This is a genomic window from Aliidiomarina maris, assembly GCF_003987335.1.
Classification (GTDB): domain Bacteria; phylum Pseudomonadota; class Gammaproteobacteria; order Enterobacterales; family Alteromonadaceae; genus Aliidiomarina; species Aliidiomarina maris.
In genome coordinates this window covers 99,402-111,436 of sequence record NZ_PIPK01000004.1, presented here as the reverse complement: position 1 = coordinate 111,436, position 12,035 = coordinate 99,402, and the positions used below count along the sequence as shown (strand labels likewise).

General features: G+C 49.6%; 9 protein-coding genes. 2 read left to right on the top strand and 7 right to left on the bottom strand.

From position 1 onward, the window contains the following. Positions 1-13 precede the first annotated feature (13 nt). Together ydiJ and ppsA are read right to left on the bottom strand one after the other, a co-directional pair. Entirely contained in the window at positions 14-3,106 is a 3,093-nt protein-coding gene (gene ydiJ / locus CWE07_RS06045; RefSeq protein ID WP_241974080.1) for a D-2-hydroxyglutarate dehydrogenase YdiJ, read from the bottom strand. A gap of 121 nt (positions 3,107-3,227) precedes the next feature. Next, on the bottom strand, positions 3,228-5,597 hold the full coding sequence (gene ppsA / locus CWE07_RS06040) for a phosphoenolpyruvate synthase (protein WP_111568991.1): 2,370 nt from the start codon (positions 5,595-5,597) through the stop codon (positions 3,228-3,230). A 110-nt stretch (positions 5,598-5,707) separates the two neighbouring features. Here ppsA and ppsR point away from each other — a divergent pair, with 110 nt between their 5' ends. After that, on the top strand, positions 5,708-6,514 hold the full coding sequence (ppsR, locus tag CWE07_RS06035) for a posphoenolpyruvate synthetase regulatory kinase/phosphorylase PpsR (protein ID WP_111568990.1): 807 nt from the start codon (positions 5,708-5,710) through the stop codon (positions 6,512-6,514). 69 nt (positions 6,515-6,583) lie between these two features. Here the strand turns inward: ppsR and CWE07_RS06030 are convergent, their stop codons facing one another. From CWE07_RS06030 to htpX, 4 genes are all read right to left on the bottom strand, one after another. Beyond that, complete coding sequence (locus tag CWE07_RS06030) at positions 6,584-7,384, bottom strand: DUF1338 domain-containing protein (RefSeq protein ID WP_111568989.1); 801 nt, start codon at positions 7,382-7,384, stop codon at positions 6,584-6,586. A gap of 37 nt (positions 7,385-7,421) precedes the next feature. Next, complete coding sequence (locus tag CWE07_RS06025) at positions 7,422-8,780, bottom strand: class II 3-deoxy-7-phosphoheptulonate synthase (RefSeq protein ID WP_111568988.1); 1,359 nt, start codon at positions 8,778-8,780, stop codon at positions 7,422-7,424. Between the two features lie 105 nt (positions 8,781-8,885). Then, positions 8,886-9,524, bottom strand: coding sequence for a flavin reductase family protein (locus CWE07_RS06020; RefSeq protein WP_181452257.1), 639 nt, complete (start codon positions 9,522-9,524; stop codon positions 8,886-8,888). Beyond that, positions 9,521-10,405 carry a protease HtpX gene (gene htpX, locus CWE07_RS06015; RefSeq protein ID WP_111568987.1) on the bottom strand — a complete coding sequence of 295 codons (885 nt, stop codon included), beginning with the start codon at positions 10,403-10,405 and terminating at the stop codon, positions 9,521-9,523. The genes CWE07_RS06020 and htpX overlap by 4 nt, the downstream gene beginning before the upstream one ends. A gap of 161 nt (positions 10,406-10,566) precedes the next feature. Here htpX and pepE point away from each other — a divergent pair, with 161 nt between their 5' ends. Continuing rightward, on the top strand, positions 10,567-11,277 hold the full coding sequence (pepE, locus tag CWE07_RS06010) for a dipeptidase PepE (protein WP_111568986.1): 711 nt from the start codon (positions 10,567-10,569) through the stop codon (positions 11,275-11,277). On the opposite strand, the gene bioD is transcribed toward pepE, so the two are convergent. Further along, the gene (gene bioD / locus CWE07_RS06005) at positions 11,237-12,028 is read right to left on the bottom strand and encodes a dethiobiotin synthase (RefSeq protein ID WP_111568985.1); all 792 of its coding nucleotides are present in this window, start codon (positions 12,026-12,028) and stop codon (positions 11,237-11,239) included. The two genes, pepE and bioD, sit on opposite strands and share 41 nt — an antisense overlap. Between the last annotated feature and the right edge of the window lie 7 nt (positions 12,029-12,035).

The following is a 12,035-nucleotide window of genomic DNA, read 5'->3' as shown; positions in this document are numbered from 1 at the left end:
GGGCTGTTTTGTTTTAACATAGCGCGTCTAACAAGTGTTGCAGCGGATGTTTTAACGGCTGCTGGGCAAAACGTTTGCTTTGGCAGCGGCAACTAAAACCACTTGCTAATGGTTGCGTGCTCTTACCAAGTTGCACCTGCCAACTCATCGCAAACAGTGCTCGGCTTTTGCTTTGATGCTCACTTTCATGACCATAAGTCCCCGCCATACCACAACAACCCACGGCTGGGATTTCACAAGGCACACCGACTTTAGCAAACACTTGTTGCCAAGCCGCACCGCTACCGGCTGCATTGGTTTGCTCCGTGCAGTGTAACAAGAGTTGCACGGGGGCACTGGCTTCATTCTGGGTTGGCTGCACATGCACGAAATCACGTAACACACTTGGGTCGATATCTTGTAGCAACCAATCCTGCACCAGTTTGACCTCAAAATTACCGCGCGCCTCGCCTAACACCTGGCGATACTCATCGGCGTAGCACAGCACGGTCGATGCATCGAGACCAACTAGGGGTAAGTTTAATGCGTCAGCACGGTTAAGTTGCTTTGCCTGGCGTGCTGCAATGTCGCGAAACTCGGATAAAAACCCTTTCACGTGGGCCGCTTTACCATTTGGCTGATAAGGCAATATCACCGCCTGAATCCCAAGCCGACCACATAATTTGATAAAATCTTCAACCAAGTCCGCTTCATAAAACGAGGTAAATGGGTCTTGTACCAAACCAACGTAATGACGTCTTTCTTCGTCCCCTAATGGTCCTTTCAAATGCTGGCTAAATTGCTCCAGCGTCATGGCCCGCGCGAACAAGTCGCGCTTGGCTAATGCGGGCACGGATAAGCTTGGCATATCCTCGTAGCCGAGCCATTTGCGGGTTAGCTTTTGAGTCACGCTAGCTTGAGTGATACGGTTAACCCAAGTCGCGTGCTTGGCCATACGTGGGAGCCAAGTTTCAATGTTCTTGACCACATAATCTTTCAACGGCCGTGGATATCGGCTGTGGTAATGGGCTAAGAAATTGGCACGGTGCGTTGGAATATCTACCTTGACCGGACACTGTGATGTACAGGCCTTACACGCTAAACATTCATCCATGCTGGCTTTGACTTCGTGATTGAAGTCCTGCGTTCGCGCCTTAGCTTTCCGTTTACCCCACCAAGACAAGCTCGCCTTCGGCGGATGCGACACGTCATAGCCTAAGCCCTCTTGGCGGCGCAGCCACTCGCGAATTAAACTTGCACGGCCTTTGGGTGAATAGCGGCGATCTCCCGTGACCCGAAACGAAGGACACATCGGGCTACTGGCTTCGAAGTTAAAGCATAAACCATTACCGTTACAGTCCATGGCGCTTTGAAAGCGTTGCTGGGTGGCAATTGGTATTTGGCGATCGAACCAACCGCGCTTACGATCGTCAACCCGAACCAGCCCTTCAACTGGATCGGAGTCTGCATAAGGCGTGCAAATTTTACCCGGGTTCAGCCTATTTAACGGGTCAAACGTCGCTTTGACTTTGCGCAGTTCTTCAAACAACTGTGGTCCGAAGAGCTCAGGCCCGTATTCAGAGCGAAAGCCTTTACCGTGTTCGCCCCACATTAACCCACCGTATTTGGCGGTTAGTTGCACCACCTGGTCACTGACTTGGCGCACCAAGCGCTCATCGGCTTCATCTTGCATATTTAACGCAGGGCGCACATGTAAAACACCTGCATCGACGTGCCCAAACATGCCGTAATGCAAATTATGGGCATCCAACAACGCACGGAACTCAGTGATATAGTCCGCCAGTGCGTGTGGCGGCACGGCGGTGTCTTCAACAAAGGCAATCGGCTTACGCGCGCCTTGAGTGGCGCCTAATAGCCCAACCGCTTTTTTACGCATGGCGTAAATGCGCTGAATGCTATTCGCATCGTCACACACTTGAAAACCAAGCACGCCTTTACCTGCTTGCATGTCGTCTTCTAACGTAGCCACTAAGGCTGCTACTTTTTGCTCAACCGCGTACTTTGAAGTCGCGGTAAATTCGACCATGTTAATGCCATCCATTGGCTGATCTGGCAGTTCCTGCAACAAGTCTTTCACACCGTTCCAAATGATGTCCTGGCGCGCTAAATTAAGAACCTTACTATCAATCGTTTCAACTGACGTGGCTTGTGCACGGACTAAATCTGGTGCATGGCGCAGTGCAGATTGAAAGTCGCTATATTTCACATTGACTAGCACTTTCGCTTTCGGCAAGCGAGTCATGTTCAATTTCGCTTCAGTCACCACCGCCAATGTCCCTTCGGAGCCAGCGATTAAGCGACTAAGGTCAATCTGCTGGGTATCAGCATCATAGCAATGCTTTAAGTCATAGCCGGTTAAAAAGCGGTTGAGTGCAGGAAATTTATCCACCACCGCGCCGCGCAAATCCACACAGCTCTTGATAGCTTGGCGATACAATGGTGCTTCGAAGGTGTCCAGTTCAGCTAGTTGCCGCGCATTTGCCAGTGGCACAGGAAAAGTGTCTAACCGTTCGCCCGACACCACATAACTGCCAAGGGCAAGAATATGGTCGCTGGTTTTACCGTAGACCAAAGAGCCTTGCCCGGACGCATCGGTGTTGATCATGCCGCCTATGGTGCAACGATTGCTGGTCGAGGTATCTGGGGCAAAGAAAAAGCCATATGGCGCAAGCGCCTGGTTCAGAGCATCTTTAACGATACCAGTTTCCACTCGAACCCAACCTTCGTCGGCGTTTATTTCAAGTACGCGGGTTAAGTAACGACTTAAATCCAGTACCAACCAATGGGTAAGCGACTGACCATTGGTGCCTGTGCCACCCCCGCGTGGCGAAAAGCGCACACTTTGATGCTCAGGACGCGCCGCCAAGCTAAGCAGAATACCAACATCGTCCTGGCTTTTCGGGTAGATAACTGCCTGTGGCATTTGCTGGTAAATACTGTTATCTGTCGCTGCGACCAACCGCCCCGCGTAGCTGGTATCAATGTCGCCCGCAAAGCGCCCTGCTTGCTTGAGCGTCTGTAATGCGCGAATAAATGCTTGATAATTTGCATCCAAGGCAGCTTCTTGCTGTTCTTGAATAACCGGCAAAACCTTATGCTGTGACAAGTAGCTACCTCATTTAAATAAATAGGGCATGCGATGCATGCCCTGTCTATGCCTCGCACTCAATGCAAACTGCGCATTGTGTGCCTTATGCATGAAAGGGCCGAACGTCGACCCGATTGCATTAGCCCAGTTCTTTACCTAAATATAGCCAAGTATCCAGCACTGTGTCAGGGTTTAACGACACAGAATCGATGCCTTGGTCTACCAGCCACTTTGCAAAGTCGGGATGATCAGACGGGCCTTGACCGCAAATACCCACATACTTGCCGCGTGTCTTGGCCGTTTGAATAGCCATAGATAACAACGCCTTAACTGCTTCGTCACGCTCTTCAAACAAGTGCGCAATCAGGCCAGAGTCCCGGTCTAAGCCTAGGGTTAACTGAGTTAAATCGTTCGAGCCAATGGAGAAACCATCAAAAATATCCAGGAATTTATCGGCTAACAGCGCATTGGACGGCAATTCACACATCATAATTACGCGTAAACCGTTCTCGCCTTGCACCAAGCCATGCTCTGCAAGTATTTCGATCACTTGACGGCCTTCGTCCAAAGTACGCACAAACGGGATCATAATTTCTACGTTAGTTAGACCCATTTGGTTGCGCACGCGCTTAATAGCTTCGCATTCAAGGGCAAAACAATCGCGGAAATATTCAGAGATATAGCGTGACGCCCCTCTGAAACCAAGCATCGGGTTCTCTTCCTCTGGCTCGTACTGGCGCCCGCCCACCAAGTTAGCGTATTCGTTCGATTTGAAATCAGACATGCGCACAATCACGCGCTCAGGCGAAAACGATGCTGCAATGGTAGAAATACCTTCAACTAAACGCTGAATGTAGAACTCTACAGGGTTTGCATAGCCTGCCATCATACGCTGAATTTCTTCTTTCAATTCTGCACTTTGCTGGTCAAAGTTAAGCAGCGCTTTTGGGTGAACCCCTATCATTCGGTTAATAATAAATTCTAAACGTGCCAAGCCCACACCCGCATGCGGCAAACGCGCGAATTCAAAGGCGCGGTCAGGGTTACCCACGTTCATCATAATTTTTAACGGCAGCGCCGGCATAGCGCCCACTTCAGATTGGGTCACTTCAAAATCGAGTTCGCCACGATAAATTAAGCCGGTGTCACCTTCTGCACATGAGACGGTGACCAATTCGCCGTCACTGATCAAGTCAGTCGCATTGCCACAGCCAACTACTGCAGGTATGCCCAATTCACGGGCAATGATGGCAGCATGACAGGTTCGCCCGCCGCGGTTAGTGACGATGGCGCTTGCGCGCTTCATGATAGGTTCCCAATCTGGGTCTGTCATATCGGTGACTAACACGTCGCCAGGTTGTACTTGGTCCATTTGCGCAATTGAGCTGAGTAAACGCGCGCGGCCTTTACCAATTTTCTGCCCAATGGCACGCCCAGAGGCGATCACATCCGACGTTTGTTGTAAGGTGAAACGCTCAATTGCCTGACCTTGCTCATTTGAGCGCACCGTTTCAGGGCGCGCTTGCACGATATACAGCTTGCCGTCATGCCCGTCTTTCGCCCACTCAATATCCATCGGACGACCATAATGCTTTTCAATCGTCACGGCTTGACGTGCGAGCTCTGCGATTTCATCGTCTGAAAGCGCGAAACGCTGGCTGCGCTCGCTGTCAATGTCTTGAATCTGCACTTGCTTACCGTGACTGGTATCATCGGAATAGACCATTTCAACCAATTTACTGCCCATAGTGCGGCGTACAACGGCTGGGCGGCCCGCGGCTAAGGTTGGCTTATGTACAAAAAATTCGTCTGGGTTCACCGCACCCTGCACCACCATCTCGCCTAAACCATAAGACGCAGTAATAAATACCACTTGGTCAAAGCCTGATTCGGTATCAATAGAGAACATCACGCCCGATGACGCTAAATCACTACGTACCATGCGCTGAATACCAGCCGATAAGGCCACACCACGGTGGTCGTAGCCTTGGTGCACACGATATGAAATAGCACGGTCATTAAACAGTGACGCGAACACGTGTTTAATCGCTTCCATCACGGCATCGATACCTTTTACATTCAAAAAGGTTTCTTGCTGTCCAGCGAATGACGCATCTGGCATGTCTTCTGCGGTGGCTGAGCTGCGTACCGCAAAGCTTGCATCTGGATTGCCTTGGCTAAGTTCTTGGTAAGCTTGGTGGATGGCGTGGTTGAGATTATCTTGGAAGGGAGTGTCGATTATCCATTGGCGGATAGTTTTGCCGGCTTCGGCGAGGGCTTTAACATCATCTACATTCAGGTTATCAAGCAGTTGGTAGATTTTTTCGTTAATCCCGCTTTGCTCTAGAAACTCGTTAAAAGCGTCGGCAGTGGTGGCAAACCCGCCGGGGACTGTCACCCCTGCACCTGCCAAGTTACTAATCATTTCACCGAGGGACGCATTCTTTCCCCCCACTCGGCCGACATCGTTCATACCTAGTTGCTGATACCAAAGCACGTATTCTTGCACAATAAAGTCCTTCCTAAGATTCAATCTATGCGTGGTGAGAAGCCACTATTTTACACATTGTTGCCCAACAAGTTAATATCTGTGTCACATTGAACTAAGGATTGCTGCCCATGCGTACCGCATTTTATATTTCCGATGGCACTGCGTTAACCTCCGAAGCATTTGGCCACGCCATGCTGTCACTGTTTCCAATGAAATTTAAGCATCGCACATTGCCGTTTATCGACAGCCTTGAGAAGGCTCAGCGCTGCGCCCATCAAATCAACTTAGCTGCCGCTGAAGACGACGAGAAGCCCTTGGTATTCCACACGTTTGTAAATACTGAGATTAAACGGCTGGTGACCCAAAGTGACGCCATTCATTATGACTTTCTAGATCACTTTGTCGGGCGTATGGAAGCCGAGCTTGGGGTTAAAGCTCAGCCCAAAACCAACCGTACCCACGGTATTCACCAAGACTATAATTTTCGCATTGATGCGGTCGATTACACCTTAGCCAATGACGATGGCGTTAGCACGCGAGAATATGACCAGGCCGACATTATCCTTATCGGCGCATCGCGCACCGGTAAAACACCGACCTGCCTGTATCTTGCTCTGCAATACGGCATCAAAGCCGCCAATTACCCGATTACCGAAGATGATATGGACAACCTGCAGTTAAGTTACGACTTGAAGATGCACCGGCATAAACTGTTCGGGCTCACCATCGACGTCGAACGCCTGCAACACATTCGTGAGGCGCGTAGAGCCAACAGCCGCTATGCGTCGCTTGAGCAGTGCCAACGTGAAATTGATAAAATTGAGAATCTGTATCGCCAGGAGGCTATTCCATTTTTGAACTCGACTCATGCATCGGTAGAAGAATTGGCAGCCAAGATCATGGATGAAGCTAAACTCGAACGCCATCGTTACTAACGATAAGGCATCAATTTGGCCCCAAAAAAAAGCCCACGCAAGCGTGGGCTGTGATACACAATAATTGACCTAGCCTTTGGCATTCGTGCTTTCAAAGATTTTGTCGGCTGACGCCGCAACAAAACCAGTGTAAAGCTCGCCGTCAGGCATATTGTAGCGCTTAGCAAATTCGTAAAAACAGCTTGGAATTTGTGCTGACTGGTCAGCAAATGCCACATCAATGCGATCCGCCATGGTGGATGACTGTTCTAAGAATACGTCTGGGTTGCCCTTTACTTCACCGCCAGCACTATTTAAAACAAAGCCTTCATCTTTGAGTTTTTGATTGACCTGCTCAACAGAATCGTAGCCCGGTAAACGATTCACGCTCACGGTAAAGTGGTTGGCGCAAAAGCCAAACGCGCTCATCCATGCAGCGTATTCGCTTTCCTCAAGTAAGCGGTCGTACTGCGCCTTAGTAACTTGCCAGTGCGTGCCTGAATATAAAAACTCAGCTTGCTCAACGGCTTTCGGGTCTATTGACGCAACCATGTCGACAATAATCTGTTGCACGTCATCAGGGAATTCTTCCACTAATAGCTCAGAGATAAAGATTTTTGGCAAATCTTTGTTGTCGTGCTCATAGTGTTTGGCGCGCAATTTTTTGGCTTCGAAATGGTAATCACCATTTGCGAAATACCCCATGTTTTCAAATAACTCAGCCAGCTTCTCAAGTTTGACTGGAGCAATATTGAAGGTTCGGAAAGCCACGTGATCGTTAATGATCTCGGCACCGCCTCCTAGCACTTGATGTACTTTGCCCGCAGATGGTGTTTTTTGCAGGTAATCTTGCCAAAGGTGCTCGAAAAATTGCTCTACTTGTTGCGACATGCCTATAAATCCTCGTTTAAATTAGTTGCCGTAGGAATTAACCACGGCCGTTACGCGCTTCGCGTAGGGTTTCGGCGATTAGAAACGCTAATTCTAGCACTTGATCAGCGTTCAAGCGCGGATCACATTGGGTCTGGTAGCGTTTTGCCAAATCTGACTCGCTAATTTGATACGCGCCGCCAGTGCACTCGGTCACGTCCTGCCCCGTCATCTCTAAATGTATACCACCTGCGTAACTATTTTCGCTTTGATGTACCGCAAAGAACTGTTTTAACTCGCGAATAATGGCATTGAAATTACGTGTTTTAAAGCCGTTGTCAGCTTTCACTGTATTGCCGTGCATTGGATCGCTCGACCAAACGACTTGGCGCCCCTCACGTTGCACGCGACGGATTAATGTTGGTAACTTTTCAGCTAACGCATCAGAACCCATGCGGGTAATCAATGTCAGGCGCCCAGCGGTGTTAGCAGGGTTCAGTGCATCCAGCAAACGCATGAGCTCATCCTCGTGCATTGACGGGCCGATTTTTACCCCAACCGGGTTATGAATACCTCGGAAAAACTCAACGTGCGCATGGTCGAGCTGACGGGTGCGCTCGCCTATCCATAACATGTGCGCTGAGCAATCATATGGCAGCCCAGTCAATGTATCCACTCGAGTCAGCGCCTCTTCATAAGGCAAAAGTAACGCCTCATGGGAGGTAAACAACTCTGTTTCATGAATGGTTGGATGGCTCTGGGCATTAATACCCAAGACTTCCATGAAGCGAAGCGATTCTTCAATTTGCTCGGCTACACGCTGATACTTGTCTTTCAATGGGTTAGCCGCCACAAAGCTCATGTTCCACTTATTCACTTTGTGTAAATCAGCTAAACCGCCCTGGGCAAATGCGCGCAACAAATTCAAAGTTGCCGCGCTTTGGTGGTAAGCCGTTAACATCCGCTCTGGCTGCGGTATGCGGGCCTGTTCCGTGAAATCGATGCCATTAATGATATCACCACGGTAGCTCGGTAAGCTTACCCCGTCGATAGTTTCAAGATCGCTCGAGCGCGGTTTAGCATACTGCCCTGCCATGCGCGCCACTTTGGTCACAGGGCAAGAACCCGCGAAGGTTAGTACGACTGCCATTTGCAGCATGACTTTAAAGGTATCGCGGATTTTTGGTGCATTGAAATCGTTAAACGATTCGGCGCAATCACCACCCTGGAGTAAAAATCCATGGCCATGACATACATCGGCCAAATGATGCTGCAAACGCCGTGCTTCCTCTGCAAACACTAAAGGTGGATAGCTACGAAGCTGGTCCTCAACATACTTAACTTGCGCGCTATCGGCATAAGTTGGTTGCTGTTGAATCGGTTTACTGCGCCAGCTATTTGCTTTCCATGAGGTCATCTTACTACACCTACCTTTAGTTATTAAAAATACCGTTGTTATATAAATTTCAATGTATTAAGAAGTGTTGTTAAAAGCAATCCTTAAAACATCGATTGCGATAATTTATTTAGGTCGTGCAATTTCAAACGGGGCGTCAATCCCAGCGTACTGTGCTCCGCCTAAACGCGCTAACGGGTTTAGCTTGCGGGCATCCACCATTAAACGCTCACTGGTATCACCATTGGGTTTGCGCACCGTATTGAATTGCGCGACCTCCGGGCTGATATAAATTTGCTCAATATGCGCGAAAACCAGGCTTTGGGGTGCCCCTTTTATCCCTTGTATATCGTGCAAGCGGCAACCATACGCCACGCTGCAGTTGGCCAAGCGTGGCATGTCGAAACCTTCGAACGGCACGGTTTCAAGGCCCGCGTGAACCAACTCAGATTCTTCTGCCGCCAGGGGTGCGGCAGTCTCTGTGACCGCTGCAGCGTCACCTAACGATGGAATATGAATGGTAAAATACGGATGTGATGTAATGTTAACTTTGGTGTCCTTCCCTTCGCCCGGTGCTTTATCACCGACCGAAAAAACCAGTAAGGGAGGATCACTGGATACCGCAGTGAAATAGGAGAACGGCGCAAGATTAAAATGACCGCTTGAGTGCTTTGTCAGCACCCAAGCGATAGGTCTGGGTAATAAGGTTTGCGTCGTCGCATGGTAAATTTGCTGCGCACTCATCTTCGCCGTTTCGAAAATCAAAACCGTCCCTCCTGCAGCGCAGCAATGCGTTTTTCAATCGGTGGATGGCTTAAAAACAATTCGCTTTTCGCCCGTTTGCCTTTGATACCAAAAGCCGCCATGGTGGAATCTAACTGCGAATCTCGACCGGCATTCAGGCGTTGTAACGCGCTAATCATCTTGTGCGGGCCGACCAATTTAGCCGCCCCTGCATCCGCACGGTATTCACGTTGCCGCGAAAAGTACATCACGATAATCGAAGCCAAAATGCCAAATACAATCTCCAGCACAATTACAATGCCATAATAGGCAAAGCCACCACCGATAGTGTTGCCGCCGCCCTGCTGATTGCCGCGCATCGCATTATTAATAAAGCCAGCAACAACGCGGGCAAGGAAAATAACGAAGGTATTCACCACACCTTGAATTAAAGTGAGCGTTACCATGTCGCCATTCGCAACGTGACTCACCTCGTGAGCCAGCACCGCTTCAACTTCATCTTTATTCATTGCGTGCATCAGGCCTGTGGATACTGCCACCAACGAGTCGTTTTTACTCGGCCCAGTGGCAAATGCATTGGGCTCTGGGGATTGGTAAATCGCCACCTCTGGCATCTTGATCCCCGCTTGCTTTGCCTGACGAGCGACGGTTTCAACCAACCAACGCTCAGTCTCATTGCGCGGTCGCTCGATGACCTGTGCACCAGTCGACCGTTTTGCCATCCATTTCGACATCATTAAAGAAATAAACGCACCACCAAAACCAAAGATAGCGGCAAATACCAGCAGCCCTTGATAGCTACCAAAATCAAGGCCAAACATCGCCATCAGCACGTTCATGACAATGCTTAGTACCACAATGACCGCTAAATTCGTACCGATTAATAATGCAACTCGTTTCATATTGGTTTAGTTCCTTCATATCGCCAAATGGCGGTTTAACTTGCTACTAAGCAGTAATATGGGGGCGATAGCCAAGCCGATCAATCACTAACTACGATATTGTATGGAACTATAAGGTTCAGTTACCCTTACGCCTTTGTTTCCTTCAAAGGTGTTCACACATGTCTTCAGGATCTTCCCGCTTACTCTTGATCAGCGCCTCTAAAGCTGATGACACAGGTTATCTAACCCATGCCAAAGCTTGGCTTGAGGATCATATCGATGGCGCTGAGCTCTTGTTCATACCCTACGCAGGGGTAACCATTTCTCACCAAGATTACACCGCCAAAGTCCAACACGCGCTCGCAGATACATCGATTAAAGTGCGTGGTATCGAAAGTTTTGCATGCCCCAAACAAGCCATTCGCGACGCCAAAGCGATTGCAGTGGGTGGCGGCAATACTTTCGTGCTGCTGAATACCTTGTATCAGCTCGGGCTGCTCGATTTAATTCGCCGCAAAGTACAGCAAGGAACGCCTTATGCGGGCTGGAGTGCAGGCTCTAATATCGCGGGGCTTAGCATTCGCACCACCAACGATATGCCAATCGTCCAGCCGCCCTCGTTTAGTGCGCTTAAGTTGGTACCATTTCAGCTCAACCCGCATTACACAGATTTTGTGCCTGCAGGATTCCATGGCGAGACACGCGATCAGCGCCTCGCTGAGTTCAATCAGTTTGACCCGCACACACCTGTGTTAGCCATTCAAGAAGGGACCGCGCTCAAGATTGAAGGCAAGCGCATGCAGTTGCTCGGTCACAAACCCGGTTATGTATTTACCCGCGAGCGCAAACTTAAGCTGACGCCTCAGCGCGATTGCAGCCAATGGCTTTAATTAAACGCTGACGGGCTGGAGCAGGCCAAGCGGAGGTATCGTCAGGGCTATAGCCAAGGGTCACTAAGCGCTCTACCGGCATATGGGCCTCAAGATAGGCTAATGTCTCCGCTTGGCGGCTCATTGGCTGCGCTGAGACTTGGTTCGCTACCCAACCAACCAGCGGCGCGCCCGATGCCAACACAGCTTGCGCGGTCAACAATGCATGGTTGATACAACCTAGCTTAAGACCAACCACAATGATCACCGGCATGTTATGTGCTACCGCCCAATCGGCAATGGTTTCACGAGGATTCAGGGGAACACACCAGCCACCCGCACCCTCAACTACCACCACATCAGGTTGAGCGCTTTGTTTACCGTTATGGATTGGCGTTTTCAAAGCGTGTGTGTGACGCAGTCGCTCAAAGGCAGCATCAAACTCAGTATGCGACACTTCGATACCAGCTTCCAAAGCTGCAACATGGGGCGCAATCGCGGGCTCTAAACAGTATGGGTTTAGCGTCGCGTAAGGAATGTTTAATTGACTTGCATTGGAAAGACGCACCGCATCTTCATTCACCATATCACCGAGCGCCACTGCATGTAGTGACTGTACATCGGCTTTAGACGCCGCACGTGCACCACTTGCAATGGGCTTAAACCCGCATGTTAGTAGACACTCTTCCTGCAGGCTTTTAATAATCGACACTACTACATGGGTTTTACCACAGTCAGTATCAGTACCGGTTACAAATACACATTTCATCATGATTTTT

Bases quoted from the DNA above. Each gene is read 5' to 3' on its own strand.
- pepE (WP_111568986.1), top strand. From the start codon at position 10,567: ATGTCTTCAGGATCTTCCCGCTTACTCTTGATCAGCGCCTCTAAAGCT.
- bioD (WP_111568985.1), bottom strand. From the start codon at position 12,028: ATGATGAAATGTGTATTTGTAACCGGTACTGATACTGACTGTGGTAAA.
- CWE07_RS06025 (WP_111568988.1), bottom strand. From the start codon at position 8,780: ATGACCTCATGGAAAGCAAATAGCTGGCGCAGTAAACCGATTCAACAG.
- CWE07_RS06030 (WP_111568989.1), bottom strand. From the start codon at position 7,384: ATGTCGCAACAAGTAGAGCAATTTTTCGAGCACCTTTGGCAAGATTAC.
- htpX (WP_111568987.1), bottom strand. From the start codon at position 10,405: ATGAAACGAGTTGCATTATTAATCGGTACGAATTTAGCGGTCATTGTG.
- ppsR (WP_111568990.1), top strand. From the start codon at position 5,708: ATGCGTACCGCATTTTATATTTCCGATGGCACTGCGTTAACCTCCGAA.